At 50.9% G+C, this 18,990-nt stretch carries 16 protein-coding genes; all 16 read left to right on the forward strand.

Annotation, left to right across the window (positions count from 1 at the left end):
* Positions 1-30: 30 nt before the first annotated feature.
* The 16 genes from cpsG (at position 31) to IM303_RS04750 (ending at position 18,990) form a co-directional block, all read left to right on the forward strand.
* Positions 31-1,401: a colanic acid biosynthesis phosphomannomutase CpsG gene (gene cpsG, locus IM303_RS04675; RefSeq protein WP_041909126.1), complete on the forward strand. Its 1,371-nt coding sequence runs from the start codon at positions 31-33 to the stop codon at positions 1,399-1,401.
* 46 nt (positions 1,402-1,447) lie between these two features.
* Complete coding sequence (gene wcaJ, locus IM303_RS04680) at positions 1,448-2,842, forward strand: undecaprenyl-phosphate glucose phosphotransferase (protein ID WP_041909129.1); 1,395 nt, start codon at positions 1,448-1,450, stop codon at positions 2,840-2,842.
* A gap of 1 nt (position 2,843) precedes the next feature.
* Positions 2,844-4,322: a colanic acid undecaprenyl disphosphate flippase WzxC gene (wzxC, locus tag IM303_RS04685; RefSeq protein ID WP_088204822.1), complete on the forward strand. Its 1,479-nt coding sequence runs from the start codon at positions 2,844-2,846 to the stop codon at positions 4,320-4,322.
* A gap of 17 nt (positions 4,323-4,339) precedes the next feature.
* A complete protein-coding gene (gene wcaK, locus IM303_RS04690) occupies positions 4,340-5,620 on the forward strand; it encodes a colanic acid biosynthesis pyruvyl transferase WcaK (protein WP_063942178.1) in 1,281 nt (426 codons plus the stop codon).
* On the forward strand, positions 5,617-6,837 hold the full coding sequence (wcaL, locus tag IM303_RS04695) for a colanic acid biosynthesis glycosyltransferase WcaL (RefSeq protein WP_193359632.1): 1,221 nt from the start codon (positions 5,617-5,619) through the stop codon (positions 6,835-6,837). The genes wcaK and wcaL overlap by 4 nt, the downstream gene beginning before the upstream one ends.
* 12 nt (positions 6,838-6,849) lie before the next feature.
* On the forward strand, positions 6,850-8,241 hold the full coding sequence (gene wcaM, locus IM303_RS04700; RefSeq protein ID WP_192986627.1) for a colanic acid biosynthesis protein WcaM: 1,392 nt from the start codon (positions 6,850-6,852) through the stop codon (positions 8,239-8,241).
* Between the two features lie 176 nt (positions 8,242-8,417).
* Complete coding sequence (galF, locus tag IM303_RS04705) at positions 8,418-9,314, forward strand: GalU regulator GalF (RefSeq protein ID WP_041909139.1); 897 nt, start codon at positions 8,418-8,420, stop codon at positions 9,312-9,314.
* Between the two features lie 381 nt (positions 9,315-9,695).
* The gene (locus IM303_RS04710; protein WP_045260409.1) at positions 9,696-10,640 is read left to right on the forward strand and encodes an NAD-dependent epimerase/dehydratase family protein; all 945 of its coding nucleotides are present in this window, start codon (positions 9,696-9,698) and stop codon (positions 10,638-10,640) included.
* Positions 10,640-11,683 (forward strand): glycosyltransferase family 4 protein, encoded by a 1,044-nt coding sequence (locus IM303_RS04715; RefSeq protein ID WP_193359633.1) that lies wholly within the window; start codon positions 10,640-10,642, stop codon positions 11,681-11,683. Before IM303_RS04710 ends, IM303_RS04715 begins: the two co-directional genes overlap by 1 nt.
* Positions 11,676-12,236 carry a sugar O-acyltransferase gene (locus IM303_RS04720; RefSeq protein WP_193359634.1) on the forward strand — a complete coding sequence of 187 codons (561 nt, stop codon included), beginning with the start codon at positions 11,676-11,678 and terminating at the stop codon, positions 12,234-12,236. Before IM303_RS04715 ends, IM303_RS04720 begins: the two co-directional genes overlap by 8 nt.
* Before the next feature lie 38 nt (positions 12,237-12,274).
* Entirely contained in the window at positions 12,275-14,161 is a 1,887-nt protein-coding gene (locus IM303_RS04725; protein WP_193359635.1) for a nucleoside-diphosphate sugar epimerase/dehydratase, read from the forward strand.
* A 102-nt stretch (positions 14,162-14,263) separates the two neighbouring features.
* Positions 14,264-15,349 carry a dTDP-glucose 4,6-dehydratase gene (gene rfbB / locus IM303_RS04730; RefSeq protein WP_045355505.1) on the forward strand — a complete coding sequence of 362 codons (1,086 nt, stop codon included), beginning with the start codon at positions 14,264-14,266 and terminating at the stop codon, positions 15,347-15,349.
* A complete protein-coding gene (rfbD, locus tag IM303_RS04735) occupies positions 15,349-16,248 on the forward strand; it encodes a dTDP-4-dehydrorhamnose reductase (protein WP_048999119.1) in 900 nt (299 codons plus the stop codon). The genes rfbB and rfbD overlap by 1 nt, the downstream gene beginning before the upstream one ends.
* 52 nt (positions 16,249-16,300) lie before the next feature.
* A complete protein-coding gene (gene rfbA, locus IM303_RS04740; protein WP_047174557.1) occupies positions 16,301-17,179 on the forward strand; it encodes a glucose-1-phosphate thymidylyltransferase RfbA in 879 nt (292 codons plus the stop codon).
* A gap of 3 nt (positions 17,180-17,182) precedes the next feature.
* Positions 17,183-17,737, forward strand: coding sequence for a dTDP-4-dehydrorhamnose 3,5-epimerase (rfbC, locus tag IM303_RS04745; protein WP_048999124.1), 555 nt, complete (start codon positions 17,183-17,185; stop codon positions 17,735-17,737).
* On the forward strand, positions 17,734-18,990 hold the full coding sequence (locus tag IM303_RS04750; RefSeq protein ID WP_048999125.1) for a flippase: 1,257 nt from the start codon (positions 17,734-17,736) through the stop codon (positions 18,988-18,990). The genes rfbC and IM303_RS04750 overlap by 4 nt, the downstream gene beginning before the upstream one ends.

Below are 18,990 nucleotides of genomic sequence, written 5' to 3' on the forward strand. Positions count from 1 at the left end.
GGCCAACTGTTGCCTGAAAAAGGGGTCATCATGGAAAAATTAACCTGTTTTAAAGCCTACGATATTCGCGGCAAGCTGGGCGAAGAGCTGAACGAAGACATCGCGTGGCGCATCGGTCGCGCGTACGGCGAATATTTAAAACCTAAGACCATCGTGTTGGGCGGCGACGTGCGTCTGACCAGTGAATCCCTGAAGCTGGCGCTGGCAAAAGGGCTGCAGGACGCGGGCGTGGACGTGCTGGACATCGGCCTGTCCGGTACCGAAGAGATCTATTTTGCCACCTTCCACCTCGGCGTGGACGGCGGTATCGAAGTGACGGCCAGCCACAACCCGATGGACTACAACGGCATGAAGCTGGTGCGCAAGGGCGCGCGCCCGATTAGCGGCGACACCGGTCTGCGCGACGTGCAGCGCCTCGCGGAAGCCAACGACTTCCCGCCAGTGAACGACGCGAAGCGCGGCAGCTACAAGCAGATTAACCTGCAGAAAGAGTACATCGACCACCTGCTGGGCTACATCAACGTGGCGAACCTCAAGCCGCTGAAGCTGGTCATCAACTCCGGTAACGGCGCGGCCGGCCCGGTTGTCGATGCGCTGGAAGCCCGCTTTAAGGCGCTGAACGTGCCGGTGACCTTCGTCAAGGTACACAACACGCCGGACGGTAACTTCCCGAACGGTATTCCTAACCCGCTGCTGCCGGAGTGCCGCGACGACACCCGTAACGCGGTGATCGAGCACGGTGCCGATATGGGCATCGCCTTCGACGGCGACTTCGATCGCTGCTTCCTGTTCGACGAGAAAGGGCAGTTTATCGAAGGCTACTACATCGTTGGCCTGCTGGCGGAAGCGTTCCTCGAGAAAAACCCGGGCGCGAAGATCATTCACGATCCGCGTCTTTCCTGGAACACCGTGGACGTGGTGAAGGCCGCGGGCGGCGAGCCGGTGATGTCTAAAACCGGCCATGCCTTCATCAAAGAGCGCATGCGCGAAGAAGACGCTATCTACGGCGGCGAGATGAGCGCCCACCACTATTTCCGTGATTTTGCCTACTGCGACAGCGGGATGATCCCGTGGCTGCTGGTGACCGAACTCCTGTGCCTGAAGGGGCAGAGCCTGGGCGAGCTGGTGCGCGACCGTATGGCGGCCTTCCCGGCGAGCGGGGAGATCAACAGCAAGCTGGCGCAGCCGGCCGAGGCGATTGCCCGCGTTGAACAGCACTTTGCCATTCATGCGCTGGAGATTGACCGTACGGACGGCATCAGCATGGCGTTCCCGCAGTGGCGCTTTAACCTGCGTTCGTCCAACACCGAGCCGGTGGTGCGCCTGAACGTGGAATCCCGCGCTGATACGGCGCTGATGGAAGCCCGAACGAAGGACATTCTGGCGCTGTTGAATCAGTAACAATTGCCCCTCCCGGCGGGAGGGGGAACCGAATACAGGAACAACGATGACGAATCTAAAAAAACGCGAACGAGCGAGAACGAATGCATCGTTAATCTCTATGGTGCAGCGTTTTTCTGATATCACCATCATGGTCGGTGGATTGTGGGCGGTGTGTCGGATCAGCGGGCTGCCGTTCTTATATATGCATCTTCTGATGGCCCTGATTGCGCTGGTTGTGTTTCAGATGATCGGCGGGATGACCGATTTCTACCGCTCGTGGCGCGGCGTGAAAATGACCACCGAACTGATGCTGCTGCTGCAGAACTGGACCCTGAGCCTGATCTTCAGCGCCGGTCTGGTGGCGTTCAGCCATGATTTTGACAACCGCTTCGTGACCTATCTCTGCTGGTACCTGTTAACCAGCGTCGGCATGGTCGTGTGCCGTTCCCTGATCCGATTTGGCGCGGGCTGGCTGCGTAACCGCGGCTATAACCGTCGTTTCGTCGCCGTGGCGGGTGATTTACCGGTCGGGAGAGTGCTGCTCGACAGCTTCCGCAAAGAGCCGTGGTTAGGCTTTGAAGTGGTGGGGATTTATCACGACGCGAAGCCGGGCGGCGTGCCTGCGGACTGGGCGGGCAATTACGCGCAGCTTATTGAAGACGCGAAGGCCGGAAAAATTCATAACGTCTATATCGCCATGCAGATGAAAGACGAAACCCGCATCAAGCAGCTGATGCGCGAGCTGGCGGACACCACCTGTTCGGTGATCCTGATCCCGGACGTGTTTACCTTCAACATTCTGCACTCCCGCATTGAAGAGGTGAACGGCGTACCGGTGGTACCGCTGTACGACACGCCGCTGTCGGGTATCAACCGCGTGCTCAAGCGCGTGGAAGATATCGTACTCTCTTCCCTGATTTTACTGCTCATCTCCCCGGTGCTGTGCTGCATTGCCCTGGCGGTGAAGCTGAGCTCTCCCGGCCCGGTTATCTTCCGTCAGACCCGCTACGGCATGGACGGTAAGCCGATCATGGTGTGGAAATTCCGCTCCATGAAGGTGATGGAGAACGACAAGGTGGTGACCCAGGCGACGCAGAATGATCCGCGCGTCACCCGCGTGGGTAACTTCCTGCGTCGCACTTCGCTTGACGAGCTGCCGCAGTTCATCAACGTCTTTACCGGCGGCATGTCGATTGTTGGCCCGCGTCCGCACGCGGTGGCGCATAACGAGCAGTACCGTTCGCTGATTGAAGGCTACATGCTGCGCCATAAGGTGAAGCCGGGCATCACCGGCTGGGCGCAGATCAACGGCTGGCGCGGCGAGACCGACACGCTGGAAAAAATGGAAAAACGCATCGAGTTCGATCTGGAGTACATCCGCGAGTGGAGCCTCTGGTTCGATATCAAGATTGTTTTTCTGACCATCTTCAAAGGTTTCGTGAACAAAGCGGCGTACTAAGATGAGCTTACGTGAAAAAACCATCAGCGGCGCCAAGTGGTCAGCGATGGCGACCATCGTCATCATTGGCCTCGGCCTGGTGCAGATGACGGTGCTGGCGCGCATTATCGATAATCACCAGTTCGGCCTGCTGACCGTCTCGCTGGTGATTATCGCGCTGGCCGACACGCTGTCTGACTTTGGTATCGCCAACTCGATTATCCAGCGCAAAGAGATCAGCCATCTTGAGCTGACCACGCTCTACTGGCTGAACGTGGGGCTGGGGATTTTCGTCTTTGTGCTGGTGTTCCTGCTGAGCGACACCATCGCCAGCGTGCTGCACAACCCGGATCTCGCCCCGCTGATGCGCACGCTGTCGTTTGCCTTTGTGGTGATCCCGCACGGGCAGCAGTTCCGCGCGCTGATGCAAAAAGAGCTGGAGTTCAATAAAATCGGCATGATCGAGACCAGCGCGGTGCTGGCGGGCTTTACCTTTACCGTGGTGAGCGCCCATTTCTGGCCGCTGGCGATGACCGCCATCCTCGGTTACCTGGTTAACTCTGCCGTGCGTACGCTGCTGTTCGGCTACTTTGGCCGCAAGATTTATCGTCCGGGGCTGCACTTCTCTCTCGCGTCCGTCTCGTCCAACCTGCGCTTTGGTGCGTGGCTGACGGCGGACAGCATTATTAACTATGTGAATACCAACCTCTCGACGCTGGTGCTGGCGCGCATCCTGGGCGCGAGCGTGGCGGGGGGCTACAACCTGGCCTATAACGTTGCGGTTGTTCCTCCTATGAAGCTGAACCCCATTATCACTCGCGTGCTGTTCCCGGCGTTCGCCAAGATTCAGGACGACACCGAGAAGCTGCGCGTCAACTTTTACAAGCTGCTTTCCGTGGTGGGGATTATCAACTTCCCGGTGCTGCTGGGACTGATGGTGGTTTCCAGCAACTTCGTGCCGCTGGTGTTTGGCGAGAAGTGGAACGGCATTATCCCGATCCTGCAGCTGCTGTGCGTGGTGGGGCTGCTGCGCTCCGTGGGCAATCCGATTGGTTCTCTGCTGATGGCGAAGGCGCGCGTGGATATCAGCTTTAAGTTCAATGTGTTCAAAACTTTCCTGTTTATTCCGGCGATTATCGTCGGCGGGCATATGGCGGGCGCCATCGGCGTCACGCTGGGCTTCTTGCTGGTGCAGATCGTCAATACCGTTCTGAGCTACTTCATCATGATCAAACCGGTGCTGGGCTCCAGCTACCGTCAGTACATCCTGAGCCTGTGGCTGCCGTTCTATCTCTCATTGCCGACCCTGGCGGTGAGCTACGGTCTGGGCATTATCCTCAGCGGGCATCTGCCGCTGGCCGCGCTGCTGGCGGTGCAGGTTGCCGCGGGCGCGCTGGCGTTTGGCGTGATGATTGTGCTTTCGCGCAACGCGCTGGTGGTAGAGCTGAAGCGCCAGTTTTGCCGTAACGAAAAAATGAAAACGCTGCTTCGCGCAGGCTAGTTCTTTAAGAGGCCATTATGAAATTATTAATTCTTGGCAACCATACCTGCGGCAACCGTGGCGACAGCGCCATCCTGCGCGGTTTACTGGATGCAATTAACACCCTTAAGCCTGAGACTGAAGTGGACGTGATGAGCCGTTATCCGGTCAGCTCATCCTGGTTACTGAACCGCCCGGTGATGGGCGACCCGCTTTACAGCCAGATGAAACAGCACAACAACGCCGCGGGCGTGATGGGGCGCGTGAAGAAAGTGCTGCGCCGTCGCTACCAGCATCAGGTGCTGCTTTCCCGCGTCACCGACACCGGCAGGCTGCGCAACATCGCGATCGCGCAGGGCTTTACGGACTTCGTGCGTCTGCTTTCCGGCTATGACGCCATTATTCAGGTCGGCGGCTCGTTCTTCGTCGATCTCTACGGCGTGCCGCAGTTTGAGCATGCGCTGTGCACCTTCATGGCGAAAAAGCCGCTGTTTATGATCGGCCACAGCGTCGGGCCGTTCCAGGATCCGCAGTTTAACCAACTGGCAAATTATGTGTTTGGCCACTGCGACGCGCTGATCCTGCGTGAATCGGTCAGCCTCGACATGATGAAGCGTAGCGAAATTGACACCTCTAAAGTAGAACACGGCGTGGATACCGCCTGGCTGGTGGATCACCAGGACGATAACTTCCAGCCGAGCTACGCGGTGCAGCACTGGCTCGACGTGACGGCGAAACAGAAGACCGTTGCGATTACCCTGCGTGAACTCGCCCCGTTCGATAAGCGTCTTGGCACCACCCAGGCAGCCTATGAGAAAGCGTTCGCCGACGTGGTGAACCGCGTACTGGACAGCGGTTACCAGGTGCTGGCGCTCTCAACCTGTACCGGCATCGACAGCTACAACAAAGATGACCGCATGGTAGCGCTGAACCTGCGCAACCTGGTGAACGACCCGTCCCGCTACCACGTGGTGATGGACGAGCTGAACGACCTGGAGATGGGCAAACTGCTCGCAGCCTGCGACCTGACCGTGGGTACCCGTCTGCACTCGGCAATTATCTCCATGAACTTTGGCACGCCGGCCATCGCCATTAACTATGAGCACAAGTCCGCCGGGATAATGCAGCAGCTTGGTATGCCGGAGATGGCCGTGGATATTCGTCATCTGCTGGACGGATCGCTCGGTGCAATGGTGGGGGACACCCTGGGTCAACTGCCCGCGATCAATGAACGCCTGGCGGTGGCGGTGAAAGCCGAGCGCGAGAAGGGCATTGACATGGTGAAGTCGGTACTTGACCGCGTGCGGGAGGGGAAATGAAGGTTGGTTTCTTCTTACTGAAATTTCCGCTGTCGTCTGAGACCTTTGTACTGAACCAAATTACCGCGTTTATCGATATGGGATATGACGTGGAGATCGTCGCCCTGCAAAAGGGCGACACCAAAAATACCCATGCGGCGTATGCCCAGTATGGGCTGGAGGCCAAGACCCGCTGGCTGCAGGACGAACCGGCCGGGAAGCTGAGCAAGCTACGTTACCGGGCCAGCCAGACGTTACGCGGGATCCACCGCGCGTCGACGTGGCGCGCGCTGAACGTTTCCCGCTATGGATCGGAATCTCGCAATTTAATTCTGTCGGCCATCTGCGGGCAAACGGCGCAGCCGTATCGTGCCGACGTGTTTATCGCCCACTTTGGCCCGGCGGGGGTCACTGCCGCGAAACTGCGTGAGCTTGGTGTAATTGACGGAAAAATTGCGACCATCTTCCACGGTATCGACATTTCCAGCCGCGAGGTGCTGAACCACTACACGCCGGAGTATCAGGAGCTTTTCCGCCGCGGCGACATGATGCTGCCCATCAGCGACCTGTGGGCCGGACGACTGAAAAGCATGGGCTGTCCGGGGGAGAAAATTGCCGTGTCGCGTATGGGCGTGGATTTAACGCGCTTCACTCGCCGCCCGGTTAAGGTGCCGGGAAAACCGCTGCAGATCATCTCCGTAGCCCGTCTGACCGAGAAGAAAGGTCTGCACGTGGCCATCGAAGCCTGCCGACAGCTGAAGGCGCGTGGGGTGGCGTTCCACTATCGCATTCTCGGCATTGGCCCGTGGGAACGTCGTCTGCGCACGCTTATCGAACAGTATCAGCTGGACGATGTCGTGGAGATGCCGGGCTTCAAGCCGAGCCATGAGGTTAAAGCCATGCTCGATGAGGCGGACGTGTTCCTGCTGCCTTCGGTAACGGGCACCGATGGCGATATGGAAGGCATTCCGGTGGCGCTGATGGAGGCGATGGCCGTTGGGATCCCGGTGGTATCGACGCAGCACAGCGGGATCCCGGAGCTGATCAAATCTGATCATTCCGGCTGGCTGGTGCCGGAGAATAACGCGATGGCTCTTGCAGATCGATTGGCTGCCTTTAGCGACATCGACCAGCAGGCGCTGGAGCCTGTGCTCCAGAATGCCCGACAAAAAGTTGAAACCGATTTTAACCAGCAGGTAATCAATCGCCAGTTAGCGAGCCTGCTGCAAACGCTGTAACGCCGAGGTTGTATGCTGAAAAAGATTACCCGACGCACCTTTGTCTCTTCTCTGTCTGTTCTGGCGGCCTCGCCGCTGCTGTCGTCCCGCATGGCGCGGGCGGCAAGCGGAAAGACGGTCTCCATTAATCAGTACAATAACAACGACTGGATCGCCGCTTTTAAGCAGGCGTTTAAGGACGGTGACACCGTCGTTGTCCCGGCCGGACTTACCTGCGAAAACATCAATACGGGCATTTTCATTCCCGACGGTAAAACGCTGCTGATCCGCGGAGCGTTGACCGGCAACGGACGTGGGCGTTTTGTGCTGCAGGAAGGCTGCAAAGTGATCGGTGAAGGTGGCGGGCGCATGGAGAACATCACGCTCGACATTCGCGGCTCGGACTGCGCGATCAAAGGGCTGGCAATGAGCGGATTTGGGCCGGTGACGCAGATTTACATTGGCGGCAAGAAACCTCGCGTGATGCGCAATCTGCTGATTGATAACATCAGTGTGAGCCAGGCTAACTACGCCATCCTGCGCCAGGGCTTTCACAATCAGGTTGATGGTGCCCGGATCACCAACAGCAAATTCAGCCATCTGCAGGGCGATGCGATCGAGTGGAACGTTGCCATCAATGACCGCAATATCCTCATCTCCGATCATGTGATCGATAACATCAACTGCACCAACGGTAAGATCAACTGGGGCATCGGCATCGGCCTCGCCGGCAGCACCTACGATAACGACTACCCGGAAAAGCAAACCGTGAAGAACTTCGTGGTGGCAAATATCACCGGCAGCAACTGTCGCCAGCTGGTGCACGTTGAGAACGGGAAACACTTTGTTATCCGCAATATAAAGGCCAAAAATATTACCCCCGATTTCAGTAAAAAGGCGGGTATAGACAACGCAACGGTCGCCATTTATGGCTGTGATAATTTCATTATTGATAATGTCGACATGGTCAATAGTGCCGGAATGTTAATCGGCTATGGGGTAATTAAAGGTGATTATTTGTCCATCCCGCAGAACTTCAAGCTCAACAATATTCACCTGGATAATCGCCAGCTTGCGTATAAGCTGCGCGGAATTCAAATTTCATCCGGTAATGCGACCTCCTTTGTAGCGATCACCAACGTGGAGATGAAGCGGGCGACGCTTGAGCTGCACAATAAGCCGCAGCATCTTTTCTTACGTAATATCAACGTGATGCAGGAGGCAGCTATTGGCCCCGCGCTGAAGATCAACTTCGACCTGCGTAAAGATGTGCGGGGTAAATTTATGGCCAAAGACGGAACCTTGCTGTCGCTGGCGAACATCAAAGCGGTGAATGAGAAAGGGCAGAGTTCGGTGGATATTGACCGGGTGGATCAGCAGGTAGTGAATGTGGAAAGGCTGAATTTTGCGCTTCCGCACAGATAATCGACAATTTTCTTTTTTGAGACTATTCCTGGCACAGAAGTGTGATCTATTCAGATTGCAACTACAGAAATTTGTGGGGCTAAGGCGTAACATTGCCAGAGGATTACGGCAAATCATGCTGGCGAAAACAGGTTTAAGAGCTATAATTCGTCAACCATTTTAAGGTGGAAGAAATAATGATTAATTTGAAAGCAGTCATTCCGGTAGCAGGCCTGGGCATGCATATGCTGCCAGCCACTAAAGCCATCCCTAAAGAGATGCTGCCGATCGTCGACAAACCGATGATTCAATATATCGTCGACGAGATTGTTGCTGCAGGGATCAAAGAAATCGTCCTGGTTACCCATTCGTCCAAGAATGCGGTTGAGAACCACTTCGACACCTCTTACGAACTCGAAGCGCTGCTTGAGCAGCGCGTCAAACGCCAGCTGCTGGCAGAAGTGCAGTCTATCTGTCCGCCAGGCGTAACCATTATGAACGTGCGTCAGGCACAGCCGCTGGGTCTGGGTCACTCGATTTTGTGTGCCCGTCCGGTAGTGGGTGATAACCCATTCATCGTTGTTCTTCCTGACATCATCATCGATACCGCTTCAGCCGATCCGCTGCGTTACAACCTGGCGGCAATGGTGGCACGTTTCAATGAAACCGGCCGTAGCCAGGTACTGGCGAAACGCATGAAGGGCGATCTCTCCGAGTACTCCGTTATCCAGACAAAAGAAGCGCTGGAGACGGAAGGGCAGGTGAGCCGCATCGTTGAGTTCATCGAAAAACCCGATCAGCCGCAGACGCTGGATTCGGATCTGATGGCGGTTGGCCGTTATGTTCTGAATGCCGATATCTGGGCGGAGCTGGAAAAAACTGAGCCAGGCGCCTGGGATCGTATCCAGTTGACCGATGCAATTGCAGCACTGGCGAAAAAACAGTCCGTTGACGCAATGCTGATGACAGGTGACAGCTACGACTGCGGTAAGAAGCTGGGATACATGCAGGCGTTTGTGAACTATGGGCTTCGCAACCTGAAGGAAGGGGCGAAGTTCAGAAGCCGAATTGAGAAGCTGTTGGCTAACGACTGATATTCCTTCCGCGTCCAGAACAAACGGCAGTTATCATTTTTGGTGTTGAGACATAACCAAAATGATAACTGCCGTTTTTTGTTATTAATTTTAATGATTACATAGGGTTATCTGATTCAAATCTCAGCAGCTTTGTAGCGATTTGTGCTTGTTTCTAAGGTCGTTTAGGACGACAATTAACGCCAGTTTTTGTCTGTAACCAGACAAGCAAAATCATTAATCAAACATCGCTCAGTGCACTGGTAGCTGTTAAGCCAGGGGCGGTAGCGTGCCTGGCATTTACAATTGAATTTTAAACGAACAGTTGTGAACGAGACAGTTTCACGCAAATCTGCACTACGTGCGGGCGTAAATATCAGATTGAGCCGATAGGGGATGTCAATGAAAGTAATGGTGACGGGCGGGACCGGGTTTCTTGGAACTGCTTTAGTCCAGGCGTTGAAGTCATCAGGACACGAGGTGATATTAACAACGCGCAAGCAGGAGAACCCTGAACAGGGCATTTACAACCTGGGTGATATCTCAGCCAATACCAACTGGTTAAATCTCCTGCAAGGATGCGACACTGTCATTCATACCGCAGGAAGGGCGCATATCCTTAATGATGATGCTCAGGACGCTTTAGCGGAATTTCGCCGTGTCAATCACGACGCAACGATGAAATTAGCGAGCGATGCTGCGACCAGCGGAGTTAAACATTTTATCTTTGTAAGCTCAATCGGCGTTAACGGTAATGCCACCTCAGGGATCCCATTTACTGAGGCCTCGGAGCCACAACCCACCTCTGATTACGCCATTTCCAAGCGAGAAGCCGAGCAGAGTCTGCTTAATCAATTTGCAGAAAGCGATATGGCGATCACCATTGTTCGCCCGGCATTGATTTGTGGTGAAAATGCACCGGGTAATATACAGCGCCTTTTAAAACTGGTTTCTAAAAACCTACCGTTGCCATTTAAAAATGTCAGGAACAAGCGAGCGCTGGTGTCTCTGGATAATGTCGTCAGTTTCATCAGCGAATGCGTGGTAAATGAGAAATCCAAAAATCAACTCTATTTACTCGCCGATGCAGAACGTCCTTCAACCGAAGATATGATTAATGCCTTTGCCTCAGGAATGGGCATTAAAGCGAAACTGGTCTCATTTCCAACGGGTATCTTCAGGTTATTGCTTTCTTCAGTTGGTAAACGAGGTATTTACGATCAGCTGTTTGGCGATCTGGAAGTCGATGCCTCTAAATCCCGGAAACATTTAAACTGGACGCCCCCGATAACCCTTTTTGAAACGATGAAAAAAACGGCGAAATATTATATCGAAGGTAATAAATAATGATGAGTTTTGGGATTGTGATATTCGCTTTTTTAGTATCATGCGCGCTGACCTGGGGGCTACGTGGTTATGCCATTAAGCATAACGTTATTGACCGTCCAAACCAGCGAAGTTCGCATTCGGTACCAACCCCACGAGGGGGCGGAGTGGCTATCGTTCTGACGCTCCTGGCGGCGTTAGTCTGGTTTTATTTCAGCCGCGCGCTGACGCTGGATAGCTTCCTGGGTTTATTTATTCCAGGATTGATTGTTGCCATCATCGGTTTCCTTGACGATCACGGCCATATCGCGGCACGCTGGCGTCTGTTGATGCATTTCCTTGCGGCAGCAATCGGCATCTATTTCTTAGGTTCTTTCCCTGTCATTACGCTGTTTGGTTATGACGTTTCCTTATCCTGGGTTGGTATGATTCTGGGCTGCGTTTATCTGGTCTGGATGCTTAACTTATATAATTTTATGGATGGGATTAATGGCTTAGCTAGCTCGGAGGCCATCACCTTTGCTGCATGTAGTGCGGTATTGATGGCTATCAACCCGAATACAGACGCGCCAGGCACTCTTTATCCTCTCACGCTTGCCCTTATTGGTGCCGGAGCCGGCTTTCTTGTCTGGAACTTCCCGGTCGCGAAAATCTTCATGGGCGATGCCGGAAGTGGTTTTCTTGGGATAACAATCGGACTGATGATCCTGCATATTGCGAAAGTTGACTCGCACTTCTTTATTGCAGAATTATGCTTGCTGGGCATATTTATTGTCGATGCCACGACAACGCTATTGAGGAGGCTCGTAGCAGGTAAAAAGGTCTATGAAGCACATGCCAGCCATGGCTACCAAATCCTCGCAAGAAAATATGGCAGCCACATTCCGGTGACATCATTGGCAATTGCCGTCAATCTGCTGTGGCTTTTCCCCTTCGCCTTTTTTATTGCCTCAGGCAAAATTGATGGTGTTGTGGGGCTGCTCATCGCCTGGTTCCCGCTTCTCGTTGTTGCACTGAAATGTGGTGCAGGAGTTAAAGACAAAGAGAGCAACGTCAATGCATGACTTATTGATTTTGGGCGCGGGTGGTCATGGCCGTACGCTGTACGAGACAGCGAGACTGCTGGGATATAAGGATATCGTTTTCCTCGACGATAATACCTCTGCCTGCCAGGAAATTAATCAGCTGATTATTGGAAAAATTTCCGAACTACAGTTACATATTGGTAAGGTCAGTCATGTCGCTATTGGCATCGGAAACAATAAAGTCAGAGAGCAGCTCTATCAGCAACTGCTCGGCTTAAGTATTCATCCTGTAACGCTTATACATCCCTTTGCATTTGTCAGTCCATCGGCGACCCTTGCTGAGGGAACTGTTGTGTTAGCGGGAGCTATAGTGGGTGCCAACGCAAAATTAGGTTTGGCGACTATTGTGAATAGCCACTCGACAATAGATCACGATGCCATTCTTGGTGATTTCGCTCATTTAGGTGTTGGTGTCCATCTTGCGGGCAGCGCTGTGATTGGGAAAGCAGCGTTTCTCCAGGCGGGGACAGTGGGCGGTTATAATACTAAAGTAGACGATTACTCAGTGTGTCCTGCTGGTACTATTTTATAAACTGAATGCAAGCTTTAGTGAGGCGACCAGTTTTTAGTATGCTAAATTATTTAATATCTTTACCCAGACCAATTAAGCGAATTATTACTCTCTTCATAGATGTTATACTGCTCTTATGCGCTTTTTGGTTTGCATTTTGGGTGCGTATTGATTCAATGACTCCGATATATAGTACGGAGCATTGGCTTTTTATTTTCTCAATAATTTTAGTTACTCTGGCAATATTTGTTAAATTAGGGCTGTATCGGGCCGTAATCCGTTACATTACTGCCAAGATATTATTAGTAGTAACGATGGGGATGGTCATATCGTCCATTTTGCTTATTATCGCAGCGTTCTATACCAACCTCTATTTGCCGAGAACGATTCCTTTTATCTATTTCTCATTCGGTCTGCTGCTTATTGCCGGATCACGGCTTGGAATGAGGATGTTGGTGAATCGTGGGTTGAATCTGGGCACTCGGGTAGTTATTTATGGTGCAGGTGCTTCGGGTCGTCAATTACTGCCTGCGCTGAGCCAGATGGACGAATATTACCCCGTTGCTTTTGTCGACGATAATCGCGCCCTGCAAGGTCAGGTGATTCACGGAGTAAGCGTCTTCGCACCAGAAAAACTGCCCTGGCTGGTTGAGAAATACGAAGCGAAGAAAATTCTGCTGGCCATGCCAAGCGCAAACCGGGCCAGAAAAAACGAAGTCATTAAAACCCTGGAAGGTCTGCCGTGCGAAGTGCTCTCGATCCCGGGAATGGTCGATCTGGTGGAGGGGAAGGCAAGTATTGATTCCTTGCGGAAAGTCGTTATTACAGACCTGCTGGGCCGCGATCCTGTCTCACCCATTCCGGAACTGATATCCCGTAATATCAACGGGAAAACAGTGATGGTTACCGGGGCAGGGGGGTCTATAGGGTCTGAACTATGCCGACAGATAATTAAAAATAAGCCAAACCAGCTTATTCTGTTCGAACTGTCCGAATTCTCCCTCTATTCCATTGATTCCGAACTGCGTAACCTGAATCTGGATCAGGATTTTAAAGTTAAAATCTATCCAATCCTCGGAAACGTTCAGGATAAAGAGCATCTCGAAAGGTTAATCAGAGCATTCAACGTCGACACAATTTATCATGCTGCGGCGTACAAGCATGTACCGCTTGTCGAGTTCAACGTACTTGATGGCGTGCGCAATAATATCTTTGGTACGTTGAGTTGCGCTCAGGCCGCGGCAAGTTGCGGTGTTGAAAACTTTGTTCTGATTTCGACTGATAAAGCCGTTCGTCCCACCAACACCATGGGGGCGACCAAGCGCATGGCGGAGCTGGTGCTGCAAGCGCTGGCGAAGGAATCCAGTAAAACCTGCTTCAGTATGGTTCGTTTCGGCAACGTGTTAGGCTCATCAGGCTCAGTTGTGCCGTTATTTGAAAAACAGATTGCTGCAGGTGGACCGGTGACGCTGACTCACGAAGATATCACGCGTTACTTTATGACTATTCCTGAAGCGGCTCAATTGGTTATCCAGGCGGGAGCCATGGGCACGGGCGGCGATGTTTTTGTTCTGGATATGGGGGAACCCGTCAAGATCATCGACCTTGCGCACCGCATGATTACGTTGCAAGGGCTTACCGTTCGCGATGATAAAAACCCTTATGGTGATATCGCGATAAAAACAACGGGTCTGCGGCCTGGTGAGAAACTGTATGAAGAGTTGCTTATCGGCGACAATGTATCCGTTACGCAGCACCCGCGTATCAGGACTGCTAACGAGGTGATGTTGCCGTGGAGTGAGATGAGCATTATTCTCGGTGACCTCGACAACGCCTGCTGTCAGTTCGACTACGAACGCGTGCGAGAGATACTTTTACAGGCACCTGCAGCATTTAATCCAACCGACGGTATCTGCGATTTACTTTGGAATGTAAAGGTAAGTTAAAATAGCAGATTGTCAGTTTCTCCGCCCTGGAAGCTTATCAATAGTTACCTGGGCGACAGCAACTAATTAATTGTTTCTGATAACATTAAGAGCGAAATAAACGTGAAAATTCTGGTCACTGGTGGAGCAGGCTTTATTGGGTCTGCGGTGGTACGACACATTATTAATGATACGCAAGATTCTGTTATTAACGTCGATAAACTGACTTATGCAGGGAATCTTGAATCGCTGGCCGAAGTCTCGCACAGCGAACGCTATCATTTTGAACATGCCGATATCTGCGACAGCAATGCCATGGCGCGTATTTTTGCAGAGCACCAGCCGGATGCGGTGATGCACCTGGCCGCCGAAAGCCACGTTGATCGCTCGATCACCGGTCCGGCAGCCTTTATTGAGACTAACATTGTTGGTACCTATGTACTGCTGGAAGCAAGCCGCCAATACTGGTCAGCGTTAGATGCTGATAAAAAAGCGTCTTTCCGTTTCCACCATATCTCAACAGATGAAGTCTATGGCGATCTTCCGCATCCAGATGAAATGGCCAAGGGAGCTGAACTGCCGCTGTTTACTGAAAAAACGGCCTATGCCCCAAGCAGTCCCTATTCTGCTTCTAAAGCGTCCAGCGATCATTTGGTCCGTGCCTGGCTGCGTACCTATGGTTTCCCTACCATTGTGACTAACTGTTCTAACAATTACGGTCCATATCACTTCCCGGAAAAACTTATCCCGCTGGTCATTCTCAATGCGTTGGAGGGTAAAGCCCTGCCTGTTTACGGTAAAGGAGACCAAATCCGCGACTGGCTGTACGTAGAGGATCACGCCCGTGCGTTATACACCGTGGTAACCCAGGGCAAGATTGGCGAAACCTATAACATCGGCGGCCACAATGAGAAGCAGAACCTTGATGTGGTAAATACCATCTGCTCATTGCTGGATGAAATCGTGCCGAAGGAAGGTTCCTATCGTGACCAGATAACGTATGTGGCTGACCGCCCGGGGCACGATCGCCGCTACGCGATTGATGCAGAGAAAATTGGTCAGGAGTTGGGCTGGAAGCCTCAGGAAACTTTCGAAAGTGGCATTCGTAAAACCGTAGAATGGTACCTGGCGAACACAAAATGGGTAGAGAACGTGAAAAGCGGCAGCTACAAGTCCTGGATTGAAGAAAACTATGGAGATCGTGCCTGATGAATATTCTTCTGTTCGGTAAAACCGGTCAGGTGGGTTGGGAGCTACAGCGTGCTCTGGCACCGCTGGGCAATTTGATTGCGGTTGACGTCCATTCGCAGGAGTATTGCGGTGATTTCAGCAACCCTGAAGGCATTGCAGAAACGGTGCGCCGCATTAAGCCTGATGTCATCGTCAACGCGGCTGCACATACCGCCGTCGATAAGGCCGAGTCAGAACCCGAATTTGCTCAGCTGCTGAATGCCACGAGTGTCGAGGCGATTGCCAAAGAGGCCCAAAAATTGGGGGCCTGGGTTGTTCACTACTCTACTGATTACGTATTCCCGGGTAATGGCGATACGCCGTGGCTTGAAACGGACGCCACAGCGCCGCTTAATGTGTATGGCGAGACCAAACTTGCTGGTGAAAAAGCGTTAAGTGAAAATTGTTCACGCCATTTGATCTTCCGGACTAGCTGGGTTTATGCCGGTAAAGGGAATAATTTTGCGCGTACCATGCTGCGACTGGCAAAAGAGCGTTCTGAGCTGTCTGTTATTAACGACCAATTCGGGGCCCCTACGGGTGCTGAATTATTAGCAGACTGTACGGCTCATGCTATTCGGGTTGCCCTGAATAAACCTGAAGTGGCAGGGACTTATCATCTGGTTGCAAGTGGTACAACAACCTGGTACGACTATGCCTCTCTGGTATTTGATGAAGCGCGCAAAGCAGGAATTGAACTGGCATTAAAGCAACTTCATGGCGTGCCGACCAGTGCGTACCCTACGCCTGCAAAACGTCCGGCAAACTCGCGCCTCAATACGTTAAAGTTCCAGCAGAATTTCAACCTCGCACTGCCTCAGTGGGACGTGGGGGTTAAGCGTATGCTGACTGAGTGGTTTACAGCGACAGCGATTTAATAATGATCGGGATGCCTGGGAGTGGGCATCTTATGACTATAGAGATGATGAAATGAAAACGCGTAAAGGTATTATTCTGGCGGGTGGCTCTGGTACTCGTCTGTATCCAGTGACAATGGCTGTTAGTAAACAATTATTGCCTATTTATGATAAGCCGATGATTTACTATCCGCTTTCAACGCTGATGCTGGCTGGTATTCGAGATATTTTAATTATTAGTACTCCGCAGGATACACCGCGTTTTGAACAACTTCTGGGTGATGGAAGCCAGTGGGGGCTGAATCTGCAATATAAAATCCAGCCAAGCCCGGATGGTCTGGCGCAGGCTTTCATTATTGGCGAAGAATTCATTGGTAACGATGATTGCGCCCTGGTGTTGGGGGATAACATTTTCTATGGTCACGACCTTCCTAAATTGATGGATGCAGCGGTTAATAAAGAAAATGGTGCAACGGTTTTTGCCTATCACGTGAACGATCCTGAGCGTTACGGTGTTGTCGAGTTTGATAAAAATGGTACCGCCATCAGCCTCGAAGAAAAACCGCTGGAACCGAAGAGTAATTATGCAGTGACGGGACTCTATTTCTACGATAACAGTGTCGTTGAGATGGCGAAGAATTTAAAACCGTCAGCACGTGGTGAACTGGAAATCACGGATATTAACCGTATTTACATGGAGCAAGGAAAGCTTTCCGTGGCTATGATGGGCCGTGGCTTTGCCTGGCTTGATACAGGGACTCACCAGAGCCTGATTGAAGCGAGTAACTTCATTGCAACCATTGAAGAGCGCCAGGGGCTGAAAGTGGCTTGTCCTGAAGAAATTGCATACCGCAAAGGTTTTATTGATGATGAGCAGGTTAAAAAACTCGCTGCTCCGTTGTCAAAAAACCAATATGGACAATATTTACTGAAAATGATCAAAGGTTATTAACTGATGAATTTTATTAAAACAGAAATCCCAGAAGTATTAATCTTTGAACCAACAGTATTTGGGGATGAGCGTGGTTTTTTCATGGAGAGTTTCAATCAAAAAAAATTTGAAGATGCGGTAGGGCAAAAAATAGATTTTGTTCAAGATAACCACTCAAAATCATCTAAAGGTGTGCTTCGTGGTTTGCATTACCAGAAAGAACCCTATGCACAAGGAAAATTAGTCCGCTGTGTGGCTGGAGCTGTCTTTGATGTCGCAGTCGACATTCGTAAGAATTCTCCGACTTTTGGGAAATGGGTTGGTGTTATTTTATCTGCTGAAAATAAACGTCAATTGTGGATCCCTGAGGGATTCGCTCATGGTTTTCTAACGTTGGAGGATAATACTGAATTTTTATATAAAACAACGGATTATTATCATCCAGAAGCCGAGGGCTCCATTCTCTGGAATGATGAAGATATTGGTATAAATTGGCCTAAAGAAGACGATGTGATTTTATCTAAAAAGGATAAAGATGCTCCACTGATGAGTTTTTTGATTAAAAGTAAAATTATATGAGTTTAATTAAGAACAGCAGTTGGAATATATTTGGACTTGCGCTCCCATTATTAATGGCTATCCCCGTTATGGGGATTTTAGCTCGATTACTCGGAGTGGAACGCTTCGGTCTTTTTACTATCGCATATGCCCTTATGGGCTATGCGAGTGTTTTTGATGGCGGTCTATCAAGAGCTGTAATACGATTTGTTTCTACACATAGAAACGATGAAAAAAGAGTTAATGCTATTCTTGGAACATCACTTTATGCTGTGACCGGGCTTAGTATTATTATCGTTCTGCTTGCATATATTTTTGCTCCTTCGTTAGCACACTTTTTGAATGTATCCCCCGATCTTTTCAATGAATTGACGCTAGCGCTACGTTTGTTAGTATTATGTGTGCCGGCTTTGTTGCTTACTCAAGTTTGGAGAGCTTATCTTGAGGGCGTCGAGAAATTCTCAAGTCTTAATATCCAGCAAGTCACAACAAGTCCATTTATTATCTTACTCCCTCTTTTTGCAGTACTTTATTCTCCGACACTAACCTCTGCTGTATGTGGATTAGTGGCAGGAAGATGGATTGTGGCACTGATAAGTTGGAAAGTGTGTGCAAGCCACCTTAAAGAATTTCGACGGATTTTTAGGAAGGATATTTTTTCAGAACTGATGAGTTTCGGTGGATGGGTTACCCTAAGTAATATAATTGGTCCACTCATGGGGTTTGTTGACCGATTTGCCGTTTCTCATTTTTCAGGTGCAAGTATTGTAGCTCATTATTCTGGGCCATCAGATATGGTCGCAAGATTAGCATTGTTCCCAGGTGCTGTCGCTAGAGCATTATTTCCAAAATTGAGTTATTCGAAATCAAAAGACTCCCATTCAGTCTATAGTCGCACGTTGTGGTCGGTGTTCTTTTTTTCGATAATTCTTGCTACTCCTTTTTTTATCTTTTCCAGCGAGATTTTAGGCTTATGGTTAGGTAAAGAATATATGGGAGATGCAGCACAAATATTTCGGATTTTATTGGTTGGTTTTGTATTTAATTCAGTGGCCCAGATCTGCTTTGCAAAGATACAGTCCGCAGGACATGCAAAATGGACGGGGATTGTTCATATTGTTGAGTTTTTCCCTTATCTACTGATTTTATATTATTTGACTACTACCTATTCGATCTTTGGGGCTGCAGCAGCATTTTTAATAAGATCTTTTGTTGATTTTTTAATCTTATTTTATGTTGAGAAAGTTGGAATTCGTATGAAAGCAGGTGGCTGA

This window comes from Enterobacter cloacae complex sp. P38RS, from assembly GCF_014930775.1.
GTDB lineage: Bacteria > Pseudomonadota > Gammaproteobacteria > Enterobacterales > Enterobacteriaceae > Enterobacter > Enterobacter bugandensis.

Excerpts from the sequence above, each read along its gene's own strand:
- cpsG (WP_041909126.1), top strand. The coding sequence starts at position 31 with ATGGAAAAATTAACCTGTTTTAAAGCCTACGATATTCGCGGCAAGCTG.
- wcaJ (WP_041909129.1), top strand. The coding sequence starts at position 1,448 with ATGACGAATCTAAAAAAACGCGAACGAGCGAGAACGAATGCATCGTTA.
- wzxC (WP_088204822.1), top strand. The coding sequence starts at position 2,844 with ATGAGCTTACGTGAAAAAACCATCAGCGGCGCCAAGTGGTCAGCGATG.
- wcaK (WP_063942178.1), top strand. The coding sequence starts at position 4,340 with ATGAAATTATTAATTCTTGGCAACCATACCTGCGGCAACCGTGGCGAC.
- wcaL (WP_193359632.1), top strand. The coding sequence starts at position 5,617 with ATGAAGGTTGGTTTCTTCTTACTGAAATTTCCGCTGTCGTCTGAGACC.
- wcaM (WP_192986627.1), top strand. The coding sequence starts at position 6,850 with ATGCTGAAAAAGATTACCCGACGCACCTTTGTCTCTTCTCTGTCTGTT.
- galF (WP_041909139.1), top strand. The coding sequence starts at position 8,418 with ATGATTAATTTGAAAGCAGTCATTCCGGTAGCAGGCCTGGGCATGCAT.
- IM303_RS04710 (WP_045260409.1), top strand. The coding sequence starts at position 9,696 with ATGAAAGTAATGGTGACGGGCGGGACCGGGTTTCTTGGAACTGCTTTA.
- IM303_RS04715 (WP_193359633.1), top strand. The coding sequence starts at position 10,640 with ATGATGAGTTTTGGGATTGTGATATTCGCTTTTTTAGTATCATGCGCG.
- IM303_RS04720 (WP_193359634.1), top strand. The coding sequence starts at position 11,676 with ATGCATGACTTATTGATTTTGGGCGCGGGTGGTCATGGCCGTACGCTG.
- IM303_RS04725 (WP_193359635.1), top strand. The coding sequence starts at position 12,275 with ATGCTAAATTATTTAATATCTTTACCCAGACCAATTAAGCGAATTATT.
- rfbD (WP_048999119.1), top strand. The coding sequence starts at position 15,349 with ATGAATATTCTTCTGTTCGGTAAAACCGGTCAGGTGGGTTGGGAGCTA.
- rfbA (WP_047174557.1), top strand. The coding sequence starts at position 16,301 with ATGAAAACGCGTAAAGGTATTATTCTGGCGGGTGGCTCTGGTACTCGT.
- rfbC (WP_048999124.1), top strand. The coding sequence starts at position 17,183 with ATGAATTTTATTAAAACAGAAATCCCAGAAGTATTAATCTTTGAACCA.
- IM303_RS04750 (WP_048999125.1), top strand. The coding sequence starts at position 17,734 with ATGAGTTTAATTAAGAACAGCAGTTGGAATATATTTGGACTTGCGCTC.